We start from the raw sequence: 19,881 nt of genomic DNA, 5'->3' as shown, positions 1-19,881 counted from the left end.
GGCAGCTGGTTTCCGCCGTATTCGCTGTGGGTCTTGAACTCTGCGGCTCGCATAATCTACTCTGCCCAGGCATTTGTGTGTGCGTATGCAAATATGTAGTGAGGGGTGGGCGTGGCGTTCTGGATGGCGGCGGCATCGGTGTGGGGTGTGCTGCAGTTGCTGCTGCTCTCCTGGCCGGTTCGTACGGTGCGATGGTCGACGGTGCTGCTGGCCCTCGGTGTTGGCGCCTATGGCAGTGGTGTCGCTTCGGTGTTGGTCGAACTGTTCGTGGCGCGGCGACTGGCGGCCTCCGGGGGGAGTTCGCTTCATGACGTGCTGGGCACGGTGATGTGGACGACGGCGCCGGTGGCCGAGGAGCTGCTGAAGATCGCTCCCCTTCTGCTGGCCGGCTGGGCGTTGCGTGGGCGAATGCAGTGGGGGATGTCGGACTTCGCCGTGCTGGGTGGTGCCGTCGGGGCGGGCTTCGGGCTGGTGGAGGCCGTTGCTCAGTACGCGTTGGCACCGGATGCGGTGGTGCGCCCGGTGGAGGGCGGCTGGATGGTGGGCAGCGGCTTCTCGGCGCCGTTCGTCGCGGGATTCCCCGAGCTGCTGGGGCATTGGTTTCCCGCGCCGGTGGGCACGGTGGCGCTGGGGAGCTTCGACGTGAGCATCACGGCTGAGCATCATGTGGTGTGGTCGGTGCTCGGGGGCCTGGGGGTGGGGCTGTTTCTGCTCGGGCGCGCATGGTGGGCCCGGCTGGTCGGACTGGTACCGCTCGCACTGGCGATTGCCCAGCACATGGTGGTCAACTACGCCGCCGAAAAGCAGGGTTCGGACGGTTGGCAGCTGGAGTGGTACGACCGCCTGGCGGCGGCCGGCTGGTGGACGGTACTGGTCTGTCTGGCCCTGGCCGCGCTCTGGGACATCCGTGCCGGGCGCCGGGGCGAGCGCCTGGAGCCGGCCGTCCGGCTCGCTGCGGAACGCGAGGGGACCCCGGCGGGTGCGGCGCTGGCGAACTTCGCTCTGCTGCGACTGCCCTGGACCGCTGCGGTGGCGCTGGGATACGCCCGGCAGCGGCGCGCCCTGCTGTACGCCGCGGTGCACCCCCGCGTCGACCCCGAACGTCTGCGGGCGCTACGCGAGTTGGTCACCCGACAGACGGAACGGATGGACGCGGCCACGAGCGAGCCCGCATGGAAGGGCATCGGGGTCCGGCAGATCTGGCGGCAGCTCCGTGCCCGTCGTGGACGCCGGCCGTGGTGGGAGAAGGTCCTGCTGGTCGCCAGTGCGCTGTTGCTGATACCGGCCGGTGTCCTGATGGCGGTGCGGGCCTTCCCCCGGGCCAAGGACTGGGAGAAGTCCTTCACCACGGGAACCGGCTGGCAGCTGCTGGTCGCGGCGGGCCTGGCCGGGCTGCTGCTGGGATTCATCCGCCTTGTGCTCACGGTACGCGGACTGCGTGCGGCGCGCCTTGAGGCGCTCGCCGAGCGGCACGCGGCGTCGATGCTGCGGGTGGTGACGCTGACGGGGGCCCTCCTGGCCGGTGCCTGGCTGTGGTCGCGTTCCGGCCATTTCGCTCCGGAGGGAGGTGTGTTCGACCAGTACCAGCCGGCGACCTTCCTCCTGGAGAAGATCGTCCAGTTGGCTCCGGCTCTGCTGATGGCGCTGCTGATGTTCGCCGGCCCGTTCGGTATGCCACTCGAACTGCTGCTGGGTGAGTCGATCATGGGCGATCTGCTCATGATGGCGGGCTCGCGGCTGCTGGCCCCGGTGGCGGAGCGGGTCGCGGTCAGGATCGCCGAACGCGAGGCGATGGCCTGGGCCCGCAACGCGGCCCGGCGCGGGCACGGCCTGTTCGCCCGCACCCGGGACCGCATACGCCACGGCCGCACCGACCCGGTGGACCTGGCCACCGGACGCATGTTTCTCCCCCAGACCGACATCGAACTGCCAGGAGTGCTGCCCCTGGCCTTCTCCCGGCGTGCCGACTCCGGCTACCGAGGCGGCCGATGGTTCGGACCCGGCTGGGCCTCGACCGCCGACCAGCGCCTGGAGTTCGATGAACAGGGAGTCGTCTTCTTCACCGAGGACGGCTTGCTCCTGGCCTACCCGCACGCGGCACCGGGTGTCGAGGCGATACCCGAGGACGGCCCGCGCTGGCCCCTGTTGCGGACAGCGGACAGCGGACGGCACCTGCACCGTCACCGATCCCGAAACCGGCCACGTCCGCACCTTCACCCCGCACCGCGAAGGGCCGGCACCGCTCACGGAGATCGCCGACCGGAACGGCAACCGCATCACCCTCAGCTACACCGCTGACGGCACCCCGCTGGAAATACGCCACAGCGGTGGCTACCGCCTCCGGCTGACCGCTGCGGACGGCCGGATCACCGCCCTGCACCTCGACGACATCCCGGTCATGGGCTACGGCTACACCGCCGGACACCTCAGCACGACCACGAACTCCTCCGGCCTCCCGCTCCGCTTCACCAACGACCCCGCAGGCCGCATCACCGCCTGGACCGATACCAACAACCGCTCCTACACCTATGACTACGACGATCAGGACCGGGTCGTCGCGGAAGGCGGCGAGGGAGGTCACTTCACCCTCCGCCTCGCCTACGACGGCGCCCACCCGGACTTCCCCGGCCTGAAGACCACCACTCTGACCTCGGCGAGCGGGGCCGTGTCCCACTCCCTGATCGACCACCGGCACCTGGTCGTGGCCGAGATCGACCCCAACGGCGCCATCACCCGCACCAGTTATGACGAGGCCGGGCGACCCCTTTCCGAGACCGATGCGCTGGGACGCACCACTCACCTGGGCTACGACGCGGACGGCCGCCTGAGCCACCTCGTCCGCCCGGACGGCAGCAGCTACTCACTCACCCGTGATACCCGGGGCAACCCGGTGGAGATCACCTCCCCGGACGGCACTGTCCGGCAGCAGACGTTCGATGCCCGGGGGAACCTGACCGCAGTCACCGACCCGCTCGGAGCCACTACCCACTACCTGTACGACGCCCGTGGCGGCCTGCTCGCCGTCACCAATCCACTGGGCGCCACCACCAGGGTCCGCTGCGATGCCACAGGGCTCCCCACGGAGATCACCGACGGGCTCGGTGCCACCACGCATCTCCACCGAGACGCCTTCGGCCGCATGGCAGCCGAGACGGATCCCTTGGGAGCCACCACTCACTACCAACGTTCGGTGGAAGGCCACCTGCTGCGCCGGACGGATCCGGACGGCACGGCGGAGTCCTGGACCTACGACGGCGAGGGCAACTGCCTCACACACACCGATGCCAACGGTGGTGTGACCAGCCACGAATACACCCACTTCGACCTGCTCGCCGCCCGCACCGACCCAGACGGCGCCCGCTACACCTTCACCCACGACGCCGAGGCCCGTCTGATCCAGGTCACCAACCCGCAAGGCCTGACGTGGCACTACAGACACGACCCGGCCGGTCACCTGATATCGGAGACCGACTTCGATGACCGCACCATCACATACGTCCACGACCGGGCAGGCCAGCTCGCGACTCTGACGAACGCCTTGGGGCAGCAGACCACCTATACACACGACGAGCTGGGACAACTGGCCGAGCAGAGCTCAGCAGGCCGCACCTCCGTGTTCCGCTGGACGCCGTCCGGCCAGCTCTGTCAGGCCGTCGGTCCGGACACCGAACTGGCGAGGCAGTACGACCCAGCCGGCCGCATGATCTCCGAAACGATCGACGGACACACGCTCCCCTCACCTACGACATCGCCGGACAACTCATCACCCGTCGCACCCCGGCAGGCGTGGAGACCAGCTACACCTACGACACGGCCGGCAGGCGCTCCGCCCTGGAAACGCCGGACGGAGAGGTCACCGCAGACCACGACGCAGCGGGACGCACCTCTCACCGCCGTTGGAACAACGGCCTGTCCATGGCTCGGGCCCGGGACACCACAGGCCGCACGCTCGGGGACTCGTACACCGTTGCCGGGCACCACACACCTCTGTGGGAACGTGCCTACAGCAGGCGCCCCGACGGCCACCTCACCGGCATCGACGACAGCATCATCGGCCCCCGCCGACACACGCTGACCGCGTCCGGACGGGTCACCCGCATCAAGGGCGACAATTGGACGGAGTCCTACGCCTACGACCAGGCAGGCAACCAGACCCAGGGCAACTGGCCTTCCAGCCACGCCTATGCCGAAGCCACCGGCGAACGTACCTATGCCGGTACCCGCATCCAGAGCGCGGGCAGGATCCGCTACGAGCACGACGCCGCGGGACGCACCACTCTCCGACAGAAGACACGCCTGTCGGCCAAGCCGGACACCTGGCACTACACCTGGGACACCGAGAACCGCCTGACTCAGGTAGCCACCCCTGATGGCACCACCTGGCGATACCGCTATGACCCCCTCGGCCGCCGCGTCGCAAAGCAACGACTCGGCACTGAAGGCATGGTGGCCGAGGAAACGCGCTTCACCTGGCACGGCCCCACCCTGATCGAGCAGTCCGCGGCCTCCGCTTCGTGGTCCGGCGTCGAGACCTTCACCTGGGAACACGACGAGGCCGGACTGACTCCACTGGCCCAGACTCGCCGCTACAGGTCCACCACAGACGCTCCACCATCGGAAACCGACGCCCGCTTCTACGCGATCATCACCGATCTCATCGGTTCGCCAGCCCTCCTGGTTGACGAAGCCGGTGAGACCGCCTGGGAGCAGCGCTCCACCCTTTGGGGCACGACCACTTGGTCACCGGAAGCAACTGCGTACACACCCCTACGCTTCCCCGGTCAGTACCACGACCTCGAAACGGGTCATCACTACAACGTTCACCGCTACTACGACCCGGAGACAGCGCGCTATCTGAGCCCGGATCCACTGGGGCTTGCACCATGCCCGAACCCTCTGGCTTACGTCGCGAACCCACAGGCTTGTACAGATCCTCTCGGACTTTCACCATGCGTGCCATCCACAGCCGTTCAACCGGGTCAACGCGCAGCCGCCGACCGGGTGCATATTTTCCGTAATGTCGATGCCCGGGAATTCGATGCGATCGCTTCGACCAACCAGTTCGGGACCGGTTTCGGTCAGATGGAAGGAAAATGGTTCGCGACTCAGGGCGCGCACGCTGATCGCTGGGGTGAGCTGCTCAATGGAGGAGACGGCCTGACCGTCACCACCGGATTGCCCAGATCGTTGGCAGACAAACTGCACTTTCACGCGGGGAAGCTCGACGGTGTCGGCCCCGGCTACTACGCCGACGGGGACCAGCTCGCCCAGATCAACAAAATGATGGATGGGATTAGGCTGTGGCCATGATGGAGAAGATCGAAGACCCGGTGGCCGAGGCGGTCGTGTGCTGGCGCTCGGCTGAGGAAGGGGGGCGGCGGTCGGGGCCTCCAACGGCCCCTGTCTATATGGCGACAGCTGTATTCGTCCAGGGCGACGACCGCGAGCTCCAGCCCGGATGGCCTGCTTCCGCCGACCAGCTGAGCATCTTGTTGGAGGAGACCGCCGTCCGCGAGGACGGCTCCAGGACATGCAAGGTCGATTTCCTCGTACGCGACCTCGCACTTCCATACCTGGTCCCTGGTGGCGAGATCCTGATCATGGAGGGTCCCCGAGTCGTCGCCTCAGCTCGTGTCGACACCGTCCACGTAGGAGATTGAGGTCGGGCAACTCTCTTTTGCAGCGTCAGAGAGGGCGTAAGCGGGAATAATGCTGGATGTCTTGGCACGGGAATTACGGGTTGACTTCTGCCCGGTGGTGTTCCGAATGGAGATCAAGAACTCCCTCCCGATCCTTATATGGCCATTGTTGTCGAGACCGACGCCGCGCCACATGCCGTAGCAGCCCCGCTCCCGAGGCGCTGCGGTGAGCGCCCGTGTCAGTCCTCTGAGGTGCCGGTCGGCTTCGAGTTCGGCGACGGTCGTGACGCGGCGAAATTCCACCGAGTGGTCCGCGACGGACCTTCAGGAGGCCCGGCCGGGGCGGGGGACCGGCAGGCATACCGCAGGCGGAGTACGCCCGGGGATCGCCGTACGCCCTGAGGAGGCCGGGGACCTCCCCCTGGGGGCAGCGTGGGCGGGCTGTTGTCCCGCTTAGGCTCGACACATGGAGACCCCTCACGCGCGTACGTCCCGGTGGCGGCGCCTGCTGCCTCGCAACCGAGGCCGGTGGGCGGCCGGTGTCGCCGCGCTCGTCGTGCTGGCCGGGGCGGGCACCTGGACCGCCACCGCCGACGACAGCTCGCCGGCCGTGCACCGCCAGGACCGGATGATGCGCATCGACGGGGTGTCCATCGACACCTCGTACTTCACCACCGGCGGTTCACGGCGCAGGCCCGCGGTGCTGATCGGGCACGGCTTCGGCGGCAGCAAGGCCGACAACCGGGCACAGGCTCAGAAGCTGGCGGCGGACGGATACGCCGTGCTGACCTGGTCCGCCCGCGGCTTCGGCAAGTCCGGCGGGAAGACCTCGATCAACGCACCCGGCGCCGAAGTGAAGGACGTCTCCCGGCTGATCGACTGGCTGGCGGACCGGCCCGAGGTGCAGCTCGACGCCGCGGGCGACCCGAGGGTCGGGGTCACCGGCGCCTCCTACGGCGGAGCGATCTCGCTCCTCGCCGCCGGGTACGACCGGCGCGTCGACGCCATCGCCCCGGAGATGACGTACTGGAACCTCGCCGACGCGCTGTTCCCCGACGGGGTGTTCAAGAAACTCTGGGCCGGCCTCTTCGTGACCACCGGCGGCGGCTGCCGGAACCTGGAGAAGCAGCTCTGCGAGATGTACGAGCGGGTCGCCGTCAACGGTAAACCGGACGCCGCCGCCCGCGCGCTGCTCACCGAGCGGTCGCCGAGCGCCGTGGCCGACCGCATCGAGGTGCCGACGCTGATCATGCAGGGTCAGACCGACTCCCTCTTCCCGCTCGGACAGGCCGACGCCATGGCGAAGGCCATCAAGGCGAACGGCGTGCCCGTCTCCGTCGACTGGGTCGCCGGCGGACACGACGGCGGCGACAAGGAGTCCCAGCGGGTGCGGCAGCGGGTCGGCAACTGGTTCGACCGCTACCTGAAGGGCGACAAGGGCGCCGACACCGGCCCCGGATTCCGCGTCACCCGGACCGGCGGCATCGACTCCACCGACGGCGCCGCCCTCACCCGCGGCGCGAGCAGCGCCACCTACCCGGGGCTGACCAGCGGGGAGGAGCGGATCGAGCTGCGGGGACGGCGGACCCAGACGTTCGCCAACCCCGCCGGCTCCAGCCCGCCCGCCATCTCCGCCGTGCCCGGCATCGGCGGCGGCCTCGCCCAGCTGTCCACGCTCGGCGTCGGGCTCTCCGTCGACTTCCCCGGGCAGAACGCCCGCTTCGAATCCGCCCCGTTGAAGACCGCACTGCACGTCACCGGCTCGCCGACCGTCCGCGTGAACGTGAAGGCGGGGCAGGGCGACGCGGTCCTGTTCGGCAAGGTGTACGACGTGTCGCCGGACGGCAAGCAGCAGGTGCTGCCCTCCCAGCTCGTCGCCCCCTACCGGATCACCCCCGACCAGCAGGGCAAGCCCCTGACGCTGACGCTGCCCGCCGTCGACCACGAACTCGACCCCGGGCACCGGCTCCGGCTCGTGCTGGCCGCCACCGACCTCGGCTACGCCTCCCCGGCCGCGCCGACCACGTACACCGTCTCCCTCGACGGCCCGCTCACCGTCCCCACCGCACCCGGCCTCACGACCGCCTCGGCCGCCCTGCCCTGGTGGACCTGGGGACTGCCGGCCGCCGCCGTCGTGATCGCCGCCGCCCTGCTGCTCACCATGCGGCGCCGGACCGCCGGCCCCGCCCCGGACCCCGCTCTCACCGACGTACCGCTCCAGATCACCGGCCTGTCGAAGAAGTACGCCGGATCGGCCGACCGGTACGCGGTCCGGGAACTGTCCTTCCGCGTCGAGAAGGGCCAGGTGCTCGGGCTGCTGGGGCCCAACGGCGCGGGGAAGACCACCACGCTGCGCATGCTGATGGGGCTCATCACCCCCGACGACGGAGAGATCCGGGTCTTCGGGCGGGCCATCCGGCCCGGGGCGCCCGTGCTGTCACGGGTCGGGTCCTTCGTCGAGGGCGCCGGATTCCTGCCGCACCTGTCCGGCCGCGCCAACCTGGAGCTGTACTGGCGGGCCACCGGACGGCCCGCCGCGGACTCGTACATCGAGGAGGCCCTGGAGATCGCCGGGCTCGGCGACGCACTGGCACGGGCCGTCCGCACGTACTCGCAGGGCATGCGGCAGCGGCTCGCCATCGCCCAGGCCATGCTGGGCATGCCAAACCTCCTCATCCTCGACGAACCGACCAACGGCCTCGACCCGCCGCAGATCCGCGAGATGCGCGACGTGATGATCCGGTACGCGGCCGGCGGCCGGACCGTCATCGTCTCCAGCCACCTCCTGTCCGAGGTCGAGCAGTCCTGCACCCACCTGGTGGTCATGGACCGGGGCCGGCTCGTCCAGGCGGGCCCCGTCGCCGAGATCACCGGCTCGGGCGACATGCTGCTCGTCACCTCGGCGGACGAGCTCACCGAACCCCTCGTGGAGAAGATCGCCGCACTGCCGGGCATCGGCTCCGCCGTCCGCACGGACGACGGGCACGGGCTCCTGGTCCGGCTCGACGGGACGACCTCTCCGCGGCTGATCGCCGAACTGGTCAGGCTGGACGTGCCGTTGACCGGCGTCGGGCCGCACCGCCGCCTGGAGGACGCGTTCCTCACCCTGATCTCCGGAGGCTCCGCATGAGTACCGCAGCCGAAGTCACCGAGGCCCCGGAGGCGCCCGGGTACCGCGCCCGGCGCACCCTCCCGCTGCGGGTGGAGGCCGCACGGCAACTGCGCAGGCGGCGCACCCTGCTCATGGGCGGGGTACTGGGCGCGCTGCCGTTCATCCTGATCATCGCGTTCGCGATCGGCGGCACCCCGGACGGCGGGCCCGGGGGCGGCGGCCGGCTCACCCTGATGGACACCGCGACGCAGTCCGCCGCGAACTTCGCCGCGACCTGCCTGTTCGTCTCGGCCGGGTTCCTGCTCGTGGTCCCGGTGGCGCTGTTCTGCGGCGACACCGTCGCCTCCGAGGCCAGTTGGTCCTCGCTGCGCTATCTGCTGGCGGCGCCCGTGCCCCGGGCCCGGCTGCTGTGGAGCAAGCTGGTCGTCGCGCTCGGCTTCAGCCTGGCCGCGATGGTGCTGCTACCGCTCGTCGCCCTGGCCGCGGGAGCCGCCGCGTACGGCTGGGGGCCGCTCGAACTGCCCACCGGTGGCGCGCTCGCGACCGGGGACACCGTGCCGCGGCTCGCGCTCGTCGTCGCGTTCATCTTCGTCTCCCAACTCGTCACCGCCGGGCTGGCGTTCTGGCTGTCGACCAGGACGGACGCCCCGCTGGGCGCGGTCGGCGGCGCGGTCGGGCTGACCATCGTCGGCAACGTGCTGGACGCCGTCACCGCGCTCGGCTCCTGGCGCGACTTCCTGCCCGCGCACTGGCAGTTCGCCTGGGCGGACGCGCTCCAGCCCGACCTGGAGTGGGGCGGCATGGTGAAGGGCGCGGCGGTCTCGGTGACGTATGCCCTGATCCTGTTCGCTCTCGCCTTCCGCGGGTTCAGCCGCAAGGACATCGTGTCCTGACCCTGATGTTCCGCTGAACTCCCGCCCTTCGTTGCCGCATCGAGATCCTTCCGCAACGTCTTCGTCGGCTCCCGCGGCCCCGCTCGCACGTCACATCCACACGTGGGACACGACGACGTGAGGGGTACGGGGATGGAACGCCGGACACGGATGTACCGAGGGGCGCTGGGGCTGCTCCTGGCGGGCGGGGTGCTGCTCACGGGCTGCTCGGGGGAGGGGGCCGGCGGCAGGAGTTCCACCGCGGACCGCCGGGGCGCACCCGCGCCCGCACCGGCAGCCACCGGCGGAGCCGCCGAAAACGGTGCGAAGGACGGTGCGAAGGAGGCGGACGGGCTGAGGGAGTCCGCACCGCCCGACTACCTGTCCACCTTCGCCCTGGACGTCGACACGGCGTCCTACGGATACGCGCGCCGCACGCTCACCGACGGCAGGCTGCCGGAGCCGCAGACCGTACGGCCGGAGGAGTTCGTCAACAGCTTCCGCCAGGGCTACCGGCGCCCGAAGGGCAACGGTTTCACGGTCTCCGTCGACGGGGCACGGGCCGGCGCCGAGGGCGGCGACTGGTCGCTGGTACGGGTCGGCCTGGCGACCAGGGCCGCGCCGAGCGGCGCCGAACGGCCGCCCGCCGCCCTCACCTTCGTCGTCGACATCTCCGGCTCGATGGCCTCGTCGGACCGGCTCGGCCTGGTGAAGACCTCGCTCGGTATCCTCACCGACGAACTGCGCGACGACGACTCGGTCTCCCTGGTCACCTTCAGCGACGAGGCGGAGACCGTGCTGCCGATGACCCGGCTGCGGGACCACCGCGGAAAGATCCACGAGGCCGTCGACTCCATGGAAGCCACCGATTCCACCAACGTGGAGGCAGGCGTCCGGCGCGGCTACGAGGAGGCGGTGGACGGCCACCGCGAGGGCGCCAACAACCGGGTCGTCCTGCTCTCCGACGCACTCGCCAACACCGAGGAGACCGACGCCGACGCCATCCTCGAACGGATCGGCTCCGCCCGCCGCGAGTACGGCATCACCCTCTTCGGGGTCGGCGTCGGCAGCGACTACGGAGACGCGCTGATGGAGCGGCTCACCGACAAGGGCGACGGCCACACCACGTACATCGCGGACGAGGAGCAGGCCCGCAAGGTCTTCGTCGACCAGCTGCCCGCGCACCTCGAACTCACGGCGCGCGACGCCAAGGCGCAGGTGGCCTTCGACCGGAAGACCGTCGAGAAGTTCCGGCTCATCGGCTACGAGGACCGCAAGGTCGCCGACGAGGACTTCCGCGACGACCGTGTGGACGGCGGCGAGATCGGTCCCGGGCACACGGTGACGGCGCTCTACGCCGTGCGCCTGCGGGACGGCGCCTCTGGCCATGTGGCCACCGCGACGGTCCGTTGGCTCGACCCCAAGTCCCGTGCCGCGCACGAGGAGACGGGGTCGGTGGGGACCGGGGCGATCGAGGGAAGGCTCTGGGGCGGCCGCAGCACCCGGCTCCAGGTGACGGCGGTGGCCGCCTACTTCGCCGACACCCTGCGCGGCGGCGGACTCCCGGGCACGCCCGGACTCGGTGAACTCGCCTCCAGGGCCCAGACGCTGGCCACCGCGACGGAGGACGAATCGGTGGCGAAACTGGCCACCGCGATCGGCCGAGCGGACCGGCTGAAGGGCGGCCACGAGGACACCGGAACGGGCACGGGAGAGGGCGAGATGGACTGACCCGGGCGGGCCTGCGCAGGGGGACGGAGCCGCAGCGGCCCTGCGCTCGTACAGCAGCGGCTCTCCGGCCGCACAACAGCGACCCCGTGGACGCACAGCAGCGATCCTTTGGTCGCACGACAGTGCGAAATCAGGCTGTGCGGACGGGGCCGCTGCACCATGATGAGCCCATGGCCTCCCTGTTTCTCGCTCTCGCCGTGATCACGACCGGCCTCTACGCGGGCTTCCTGCTGACGTTCCTGATCGCGATCATGCCCGGCCTCGCGGTCCTGCCCGACGGCGACTTCACGGCCGCGATGCGCCGCCTCAACGAGAAGGTCCCCGGACCCGTGTTCCTGGTCGTCTTCCTCGGCGTGATCGTCTTCCCGGCCGTCGCGCTCGTCGCCGAGAAGGACGTATGGGGCCGGCCGTTCCTGGCCGTCGCGCTGGTCTGCGCCATCGGCTCGCACCTGGTCACGATCGCGGGCAACATCCCGCTCAACAAGGCGCTCGCCGCATCGGAATCACCGTCAAAGGAGGCAGAGACGACAGCGCGCGAAGGCTCCGGCGAAGGCGAGGGCGAGGGCGGCGCCAGCGTGGCCCGTACCGCGTTCGAGGCCCGCTGGAACATCCTCCACCAGGCCCGGACCGCGTTCTCGCTCGCCGCCTTCATCCTCCTGACCATCGCCGCGAACTAGCCGGGCAGGCCCGGCCGGGCAGGCCCGGATCCCCTGGGAATCCGGGCCCGCCCGCGGTGCCTCACGCCAGGTGGAACACCTCGGTGAGCGGCACCATCGCGTCGTCCGCCGCCTCCGGCTGCTCGAAGAAGTCCGCCATGTCCCGCTGCCACCGCTCGTTCACCTCAGTGGCGGCCATCGCCTCGCGGGCCGCGTCGAAGTCCTCCGTCTCCAGATAGCCGACGAGCAGCCCGTCCTCGCGCAGGAAGAGCGAGTAGTTGTGCCAGCCCGCCGCGGACAGCGCGGCGAGCATCTCTGGCCAGACCGCGGCGTGGCGCTCGCGGTACTCGTCGATCCGGTCCCGGCGTACGTTCAGCAGGAAGCAGACACGCTGCATGGGTCAGGTTCTCCGGTGGGTGAAGTAGCCCCGAGGGATCAGAAGTCGAACTTGTCGATGTTCTTCTTGTCGAACACGGTCGGCTTGCCGAGGATGACCTCGCCGTCCTTGCCGATCGTGAACTCGCCGAGCTTGCCCGCCTTGAACTTCTCGCCCTCCGCGCCGGTGATCTGACCGGACGCCAGCGACGCCGCGGCGTACGAACCGAGGTATCCGAGCTCCTCCGGGTTCCACAGCGAGAACTGCTCGACGGTGTCGTCCTTGACGTACTTGCGCATCTGGTTCGGCGTGCCCAGGCCGTTCAGCACGACCTTGCCCTTGTACGAGGAGTCGCTCAGGTAGCGGGCGGCCGCCGCGATGCCGACCGTGGTGGGCGAGATGATGCCCTTCAGATCGGGGTAGGCCTGCATCAGACCCTGGGTCTGCTGGAACGACTTCTGGTCCGCGTCGTCCCCGTACGCCACCTTCACCAGCTTCATGTCCTTGTACTTGGGCAGCTTCAGCTCGTCCTTCATGAAGTCGATCCAGGTGTTCTGGTTCGTCGCGTTCTGGGTGGCCGAGAGGATCGCGATCTTGCCCTTGTAGCCGATCTGCTCACCGAGGTGCTGCACCAGGCTGCGGCCGATCTCCTCGGAGCTCGCCTGGTTGATGAAGAGCTGGCGGCACTCCTTCGCGGTGTCGGAGTCGTACGCCACGACCTTGATGTTCTTCTTCATGGCCTGCTTCAGCGGGCCGCACACCGCGTTCGGGTCGTTGGCGGCGACCAGGATCGCGTCCTGGCGCTGCTGGATCAGCGTGTTGATGTAGCTGACCTGGGAGGAGGCGCTGGCGTCGGACGGGCCGACCTCCTTGCCCGTACCGCCGTACTCCTTGGCCGCCTCGATCCCCGCGTCGTCGACGATCTTCTCGTACGGGTTGTTGATCTGCTTGGGCAGGAAGGCGAGCTTCAGCCCCTTCTTCAGCGCCGCGCCCGGATCGGCCTTCGCCGTGGCCCCGGCCTTCGTGGACTCCTTGTCGGAACTGTCCTTCGTGGTGCCGGAACAGGCGCTGAGGGCGAGGACGAGCGAGAGCGCGGTGGCGGCGGTGGCGACGGCGCGGCGCCCAGCGGCATTGCGGAGCATCATGGCGGCGGTGTGCCTTTCGAGGAGGGTGGGACGGGAAGGGTTACGGGCGGGCGCCGGCGGCGCGCCGGTGCCGTCGTTCGACCACGGCCGCGATGACGCGTGGGGTGAGGACGGACGCCACGAGCAGCAGACCGGTCACGATGACCTGCACCTCGTTGGCGACGTCGTTGAGGGTCAGCAGGTTCTTCAGGACACCGATGAGCAGCACCCCGGCGACCGCGCCGAAGAGCGTGCCCTTTCCGCCGTCGAAGTCGATGCCGCCGAGCAGCACGGAGGCGATGACGAGCATTTCGAAGCCGAGTCCGTTGTCGGCGCGGGCACTTCCGTAGCGGAGGGTGAAGACGATCCCCGCGAAGGCGGAGAACAGCCCGGTGACGACGAACAGCAGCAGCTTGATCCGCTTGACCCGGATGCCCGCGAAGTACGCGGCCTCCTCCTGCGCCCCGATCGCGAACAGGGAACGCCCCAGGCCGGTCGCGTGCAGCACGATCGCGGTGATCACGGCGAGCACGATGAACAGCAGGACGGGGTACGTGAGGAAGGTGCCGGGCACGGTGGTCGTGTCGACGGCCCAGTCGGAGTACGTCCGGGGGAAGTCGGTCACCGCGTCGCTGCCGAGCGCCACCGAGGCCAGGCCCCGGTAGAGCGCCAGGGTGCCGATGGTGACGGCCAGCGACGGCAGCCCGACCTTGGTGACCAGCCAGCCGTTGAGCAGCCCGCCGGCGATTCCCACCAGCAGCACCACGGGCACGATCGTCTCGAACGCCCACCCCGCGTCCCACAGCGCACCGGTCAGCGCACTGCCCAGGCCCAGCATCGAGGCGACCGACAGGTCGACCTGTCCGGCGACCACCAGGAGCGTCATCGGCAGTGCGATGAGGGCGACTTCGGCGATGTCGTTGAACGCGAACGCCAGGTTCTCGCCCGAGCCGAAGCCGTCCGTGGTGCCGAGTCCGGCCACGACGACCGCCACCAGGAGCGCCCCGACCGCGGTGTCCCAGCGCAGTGCCAGGCCGCGCAGCGAACCCTTCGTCCTCGCGGGCCCCCGCGGGGGTGCGGGCACCGCCTTCTCGGTCTCAGGCGCCATTGCCATGCCGGGCGCTCCTCTTCCTCAGTGCGGCGGTCATCCGCAGGTTCACGATTCGGTCGATGCTGATGGCCAGGAGCAGCAGCGCGCCGGTGATGGCGCCCTGCCAGAACGAGTCGACCTTCAGGACCACCAGCACGCTGCCGATGGTGGTGAGCAGCAGGGCGCCCAGTGCGGCGCCCCAGACCGTTCCCGTGCCGCCGGTGATCGCGACACCGCCGACGACGACGGCGCTCACGACGGTCAGCTCCCAGCCGTGCGCGTTGTCCGCGACGACCGTGCCGAACCGGGCGAGCCACAGCGTGCCGGCGAAACCGGCTACGGCCCCCGAGAAGGCGTACGCGGCCAGGATGCGGCGCCGGATCGGCACCCCGGCGAGCACGGCGGCCTCCGGGCTCGACCCGATCGCGTACAGCTCGCGCCCCGAGCGGTAGCTGCGCAGGAAGTACGCGGTCGCGGCGAGCAGCACCACGGTGATCAGCGGCAGGTACGGCACGCCCAGGAGGCTCCCGCTGCCGAGCCCGAGGATCTGGTCGGGGACCTCGGCCGCGCCGATCTGGTCGCCCTGCGCCCACCAGTAGTCGACGCCCTGAATGATGTAGAGCATGCCGAGCGTCACGACGAGCGCCGGCACCTTGCCGAAGCTGACGAGCGCGCCGGAGACCAGCCCGCACACCACCCCGATGGCGATGCCCAGCAGCATGACGGTGAGCACACCGTGATCGGTGCCGGCCACGAACTTGCCGCAGGCGAAGGCGGAGAGCCCGACGACGGAGCCGACCGACAGATCGATGTTGCGGGTGATGACGACGGCCGACTGGCCGACCGCGAGGAGCACCAGGATCGAGGAGTTGAGGAGCAGGTCCTTGATGCCCTGGTCGGAGAGGAAGCGCGGATTGGCCAGGTAGGTGCCGAGGATCAGCAGGACCAGCGCCCCGGCGATGGAGATCTCGCGGGCCCGGAAGACCGTGTCCACGAGCGAGGCCGCGCTGCGCGTCGGCGCCTCGGGGCCGCTGTCCGGCGGGCTTGCGACGGTGGTGGTCATGCCGCTGTCCTTTCGCCGAGTCCGGTCGCCGCCGCCATGACCGTCTCCTCGGTGGCTCGCGTGCGCGGGAGTTCGGCGACGAGCCGGCCCTCGTGCATGACGAGCACCCGGTCGGCCATGCCGATCACCTCGGGCAGGTCGGAGGAGATCATCAGCACGGCGAGCCCTTCTGCGGCCAGTGCGGAGAGCAGCCGGTGGACCTCGGCCTTGGTGCCGACGTCGATGCCGCGGGTGGGCTCGTCGACGATGAGTACGGAGGGTTCGGTGGCCAGCCACTTGGCCAGCACGACCTTCTGCTGGTTGCCGCCGGAGAGGACTCCGACGGTGTCGGCCAGCCGGTTGTACTTGAGCTGGAGGCGCAGCGCCCAGTCGGCGGCCCGGTCGTGTTCCAGGGCCCGGCTGACCAGTCCGCCGCGGCGTACCTCGCCGAGCCCGGTGAGGCCGATGTTGCGCTCGATCGACATCTCCATGACGAGCCCGCGCTGCCTGCGGTCCTCGGGTACGAGGGCGAGCCCGGCGGCCATCGCGGCGGTGGGCGAACCGGGGCGCAGCGCGGTGCCGTTCACCCGCACCTCGCCCGCGTCGGCCCGGTCGACGCCGAAGACGGCCTGGGCCACCTCGGTACGGCCGGCCCCGACGAGCCCGGCCAGCGCGACGATCTCGCCCCGGCGCACCTCGAACGACACGTCGTGGAAGACGCCCTCCCGGGTCAGCCGGCTCACGGAGAGGGCGACTTCGCCGACGGCGGCGTCCTGCTTCGGGTAGAGGTCGTCGAGGTCGCGGCCGACCATGAGCCGCACGAGGCCGTCCTCGGTGAGCCCGTCCAGCGGCTCGGAGGAGATCCACCTGCCGTCGCGGAGGGTGGTGACGCGCTGGCACAGCTCGAAGATCTCGTCCAGCCGGTGCGAGATGAACAGCACGGCCGCACCCTCGGCGCGCAGCGCCCGTACGACGGAGAACAGCCGGGCCGTCTCGCTGCCGGTGAGCGCGGCGGTGGGCTCGTCCATGATCAGGACGCGGGCCTCGAAGGACAGCGCCTTGGCGATCTCGACGATCTGCTGGTCGGCGATGGAGAGTCCGCGGGCCGGCCGGTCGGGGGCCAGGTCCACCCCGAGCCTGCGCATCAGTCCCGCGGTCGTGTCGTGCACGGCCCTGTGGTCGATCCGGCCGAAGGAACGCCGGGGCTGGCGCCCCATGAAGATGTTCTCGGCGATCGACAGATCGGGGAAGAGCGTCGGCTCCTGGTAGATGACGGCGATACCGGCGTCGCGGGCGGCGGCGGGGCCGTGGAAGACGACGGGCTTCCCGTCGAGCAGTACGACACCGTTGTCAGGGCGGTGCACCCCGGCGAGCGCCTTGATGAGGGTGGACTTTCCCGCGCCGTTCTCCCCGGCGAGTGCGTGTGCCTCACCGGGGAAGAGTTCGAGGGACACGTCCTGCAGGGCCCGTACGGCACCGAAGGATTTGCTCACACCCTTCAGCGCCAGAACCGGGGCCGGCTCCGGGGCCGAGTCCGGGCCCTTGGCGGACTTGTTCATGAGGGGCTCCTGAGCGGTGGACCGAGCCGGCGGAAGGCCGTAGGGGCCCACACGTCGTGAAAGGTTTCAATCGGGCTCCTCGGAAGCTAGACGGGGTTTGCAGGCGTAGTCAATGGGTGGGCAGCGGGAATTTGCTGAGGTTGAAGGGAGGTGCGAAGGGAAGGCGGATGCAGGCGGGTCGCGTGGGCGTGAGTCCCCGACGGCGCCTTGACGGGCCAGTTCTTTTCCGTCGTGGTGAATCGATTCACATACGTGGCTGCCGCACCGGCACGGAACCCCCGTACGGCTCCCAGGGGAGCGGCACGGGGGCTGACGCGGGGTCTTGTGCGGGCCTCGCGCGGGGACTTGTGCGACGGCGGTGCGGGATGTCGTTCTCAGCGGGCGAGCCGGCCGAGCAGGGAGCCGGCGGCCACGATGCCGACCGCGGCGGCGAAGGCCAGCACCCCGAAGTCCAGGCCGAGGTGGGACGGCGTGCCGATGAGCAGGCCGCGCAGGGCGTCGACCTGGTAGCTCAGCGGGTTCACCTTGCTGATCGCCTGGAGCCAGCCGGGCATCAGGGCGACCGGGTAGAGCGCGTTGGAGGCGAAGAACAGTGGCATGGTGATCGCCTGGCCGATGCCCATCAGCCGGTCGCGGGTGAGGACGATCCCGGCGATCGACATCGACAGGCACGAGAAGAACGCCGAGGCGAGCACGACCACCACGACCACGCCCAGCAGGTGCAGCGGATTCCAGCTCATGCCGACGCCGAGCAGGGCGGCGATCACGATGACGACGACGGCCTGGATCACGGCCTTCACCCCGGCGGCGAACGCCTTGCCCGTCACGAGGGCGGACCGGGGGGTCGGTGTGACCATGAGTTTGGTGAGGACGCCGGAGTCGCGCTCCCAGATGATCATGATGCCGTAGAAGATCGCGATGAACATGGCCGACTGGGCGATGATCCCGGGCGCGAGGAAGTCGAGATAGGGGACGCCGCCGGTGGGGATGGCGTGGATGCGGGAGAACGTCGTGCCGAAGATCAGCAGCCAGAGGGCCGGCTGCACGGCGCGGGTGTAGATCTCGGTGCGGTCGTGCAGCAGCTTCTGCAGTTCGACGGCGCACATCGCGCCGATCCGGGCCGGCACGACCTGCCAGCCGGTGCGGGGTGGTGGCGGCGTGAGCAGCAGGGTGTAGCGCGGATCGGGTTCAGCCGCGGCGGGTTGCGGTGCTGCGGGTGCGGCGGACATCGTTGAACGCTCCCTTCTCTTCCTCGGATCCGGGGTCGTCCAGTCCGCTTCCGGAGTGGTACCGGAAGACGTCCTCCAGGGACGGCGGCGGCGAGGTGGGTTCGCCGGATTCCCGGCGGTGGGCGACCAGTTCGGCCTTGAGCTCGGTGGGGGTGCCGAGCGCGCGGAGCCTGCCGAGGTGCATCAGGGCGAGCCGGTCGCAGCGGCGGTCGGCCTCGTCCATGGAGTGCGTGGTCACCAGCACGGTCATCCCGGTGCCGGTCCGGATCTCGTTGATCCGGTCCCAGACGCTGTCCCGGGCGATCGGGTCCAGGCCGATCGTCGGCTCGTCCAGGATCAGCAGGCGGGGGGCGCTGACCAGGGCCTGGGCCAGTTCGAGGCGGCGCACCATGCCACCGGAGTACGTGGCGGCGAGCCGGCGCGCGACATCGCCGAGGCCGACGGCGTCCAGGGCCTGGGCGACCCGTGCCGCGCGCTCGCGGCGGGGCACGTCGTACACCCGGGCGAAGAGCTGGACGTTCTCCAGACCGGTGAGCCCCGCGTCGGCCGACAACTGCTGCGGTACGTAACCGAGCAGGCGCCGCACCGCCATCCGCTGCCGGGCCGCGTCATGGCCGAACACCTCGACGACCCCGGTCGGCACGGGCAGCAGGGTGGTGATGGCGCGCATGGTGGTGGTCTTGCCCGCGCCGTTGGGGCCGAGGAGCCCGAACACCTCTCCGGGCCGGACCAGCAGGTCGAGGCCGTCGACGGCCTTCGAGTCGCCGAAGCTGTAGGTCAGAGCGGTGCAGCGGACAGCGGGCGCGGTTTCTGTGGTCACTCGGTCTCATCCCCCTCGCGCAGTGACGCGGCGAGTCTGTGCAGGGCCGGGAGCGCGGCGGCGAGTGCCGTGCGGTCGTCGGCGTCGAGTCCGGCCAGGTGCCGGCGGAAGAGCGCCTCGCGGCGGGCGTGCCACTCATGCAGCTTCTCCACCCCGGCGGGGGTGGGGTACAGCAGGGCGGCGCGCCCGTCTCCGGGGTCTTTCTCCCGCCGCAGGAGTCCCTCCGCGACCAGGTGGCTCACCAGTGTGCTGGCCGAGTTGGCCGCGAGGCAGAGGCTCCGTGCGGCCGCCGAGACCCGCACGCCGGGCTCGGTGGCCACCAGCCGCAGCAGTTCGGCGTGCGCCCCGCGCAGCCGGGGAGCGGACAAGCTGTTCCACAGTCTGCGCCGGGCGAGCCGCTGGATGCGGGGCAGAAGTCCGGCGAGCTCATCGGAGAGATCGCTCGCCTTCACCCGTCCATTTTAGCTCTGTATGCGAGCTAATGTCGTTTAACTCCCCGCCCGTGAACCGGTCGCCGACTTCACGCCCCCGCCGCCGTGTTCCCGCGGCGCGGGGCCGTGCGGGGGCTGTGCGGGGTCGTGGTGGGCTGTGCGGCGGACCGCGCGGGCTGTGCCCGGTCCGGGAGGACTCC

15 protein-coding genes and 1 pseudogene are annotated in these 19,881 nt (G+C 70.1%); 8 read left to right on the top strand and 8 right to left on the bottom strand.

From position 1 onward, the window contains the following. Positions 1-111 precede the first annotated feature (111 nt). From ACIQM0_RS03000 to ACIQM0_RS02965, 8 genes and pseudogenes are all read left to right on the top strand, one after another. Positions 112-2,298 carry a DUF6531 domain-containing protein gene (locus ACIQM0_RS03000; RefSeq protein ID WP_401282928.1) on the top strand — a complete coding sequence of 729 codons (2,187 nt, stop codon included), beginning with the start codon at positions 112-114 and terminating at the stop codon, positions 2,296-2,298. Between the two features lie 100 nt (positions 2,299-2,398). After that, a pseudogene (locus ACIQM0_RS02995) lies at positions 2,399-3,556 on the top strand (type IV secretion protein Rhs); the annotation flags it as partial. Between the two features lie 359 nt (positions 3,557-3,915). Continuing rightward, positions 3,916-5,310: an RHS repeat domain-containing protein gene (locus ACIQM0_RS02990; RefSeq protein WP_401283392.1), complete on the top strand. Its 1,395-nt coding sequence runs from the start codon at positions 3,916-3,918 to the stop codon at positions 5,308-5,310. Continuing rightward, positions 5,307-5,660, top strand: a complete 354-nt coding sequence (locus tag ACIQM0_RS02985; RefSeq protein WP_401282925.1) for a hypothetical protein — start codon at positions 5,307-5,309, stop codon at positions 5,658-5,660. Before ACIQM0_RS02990 ends, ACIQM0_RS02985 begins: the two co-directional genes overlap by 4 nt. A 445-nt stretch (positions 5,661-6,105) precedes the next feature. Then, the gene (locus ACIQM0_RS02980) at positions 6,106-8,769 is read left to right on the top strand and encodes an alpha/beta fold hydrolase (protein ID WP_401282922.1); all 2,664 of its coding nucleotides are present in this window, start codon (positions 6,106-6,108) and stop codon (positions 8,767-8,769) included. Continuing rightward, positions 8,766-9,644 carry an ABC transporter permease gene (locus ACIQM0_RS02975; protein WP_401282919.1) on the top strand — a complete coding sequence of 293 codons (879 nt, stop codon included), beginning with the start codon at positions 8,766-8,768 and terminating at the stop codon, positions 9,642-9,644. Before ACIQM0_RS02980 ends, ACIQM0_RS02975 begins: the two co-directional genes overlap by 4 nt. Positions 9,645-9,776: 132 nt before the next feature. Continuing rightward, a complete protein-coding gene (locus ACIQM0_RS02970) occupies positions 9,777-11,354 on the top strand; it encodes a VWA domain-containing protein (protein WP_401282916.1) in 1,578 nt (525 codons plus the stop codon). A gap of 170 nt (positions 11,355-11,524) precedes the next feature. Beyond that, positions 11,525-12,031: a DUF1772 domain-containing protein gene (locus tag ACIQM0_RS02965; RefSeq protein WP_401282913.1), complete on the top strand. Its 507-nt coding sequence runs from the start codon at positions 11,525-11,527 to the stop codon at positions 12,029-12,031. A 61-nt stretch (positions 12,032-12,092) separates the two neighbouring features. Here the strand turns inward: ACIQM0_RS02965 and ACIQM0_RS02960 are convergent, their stop codons facing one another. From ACIQM0_RS02960 to ACIQM0_RS02925, 8 genes are all read right to left on the bottom strand, one after another. Beyond that, positions 12,093-12,407: an L-rhamnose mutarotase gene (locus ACIQM0_RS02960; RefSeq protein ID WP_401282910.1), complete on the bottom strand. Its 315-nt coding sequence runs from the start codon at positions 12,405-12,407 to the stop codon at positions 12,093-12,095. 38 nt (positions 12,408-12,445) lie between these two features. Then, on the bottom strand, positions 12,446-13,531 hold the full coding sequence (rhaS, locus tag ACIQM0_RS02955; RefSeq protein WP_401282907.1) for a rhamnose ABC transporter substrate-binding protein: 1,086 nt from the start codon (positions 13,529-13,531) through the stop codon (positions 12,446-12,448). Positions 13,532-13,571: 40 nt separating this feature from the next. Beyond that, on the bottom strand, positions 13,572-14,624 hold the full coding sequence (locus ACIQM0_RS02950; protein ID WP_401282904.1) for an ABC transporter permease: 1,053 nt from the start codon (positions 14,622-14,624) through the stop codon (positions 13,572-13,574). Continuing rightward, positions 14,608-15,663 carry an ABC transporter permease gene (locus ACIQM0_RS02945; protein WP_401282901.1) on the bottom strand — a complete coding sequence of 352 codons (1,056 nt, stop codon included), beginning with the start codon at positions 15,661-15,663 and terminating at the stop codon, positions 14,608-14,610. The genes ACIQM0_RS02950 and ACIQM0_RS02945 overlap by 17 nt, the downstream gene beginning before the upstream one ends. Continuing rightward, positions 15,660-17,201, bottom strand: coding sequence for a sugar ABC transporter ATP-binding protein (locus tag ACIQM0_RS02940; RefSeq protein WP_401282898.1), 1,542 nt, complete (start codon positions 17,199-17,201; stop codon positions 15,660-15,662). Before ACIQM0_RS02940 ends, ACIQM0_RS02945 begins: the two co-directional genes overlap by 4 nt. 374 nt (positions 17,202-17,575) lie before the next feature. After that, entirely contained in the window at positions 17,576-18,430 is an 855-nt protein-coding gene (locus ACIQM0_RS02935; RefSeq protein ID WP_401282895.1) for an ABC transporter permease, read from the bottom strand. Continuing rightward, complete coding sequence (locus tag ACIQM0_RS02930; RefSeq protein ID WP_401282892.1) at positions 18,390-19,250, bottom strand: ABC transporter ATP-binding protein; 861 nt, start codon at positions 19,248-19,250, stop codon at positions 18,390-18,392. Before ACIQM0_RS02930 ends, ACIQM0_RS02935 begins: the two co-directional genes overlap by 41 nt. Beyond that, positions 19,247-19,702 (bottom strand): MarR family winged helix-turn-helix transcriptional regulator, encoded by a 456-nt coding sequence (locus ACIQM0_RS02925; RefSeq protein WP_401282890.1) that lies wholly within the window; start codon positions 19,700-19,702, stop codon positions 19,247-19,249. Before ACIQM0_RS02925 ends, ACIQM0_RS02930 begins: the two co-directional genes overlap by 4 nt. Between the last annotated feature and the right edge of the window lie 179 nt (positions 19,703-19,881).

This window comes from Streptomyces sp. NPDC091387 (genome assembly GCF_044756945.1).
Classification (GTDB): domain Bacteria; phylum Actinomycetota; class Actinomycetes; order Streptomycetales; family Streptomycetaceae; genus Streptomyces.
The sequence above is the reverse complement of the archived record's forward strand: the minus strand, read 5'-3'. Positions and strand labels throughout refer to the sequence as shown.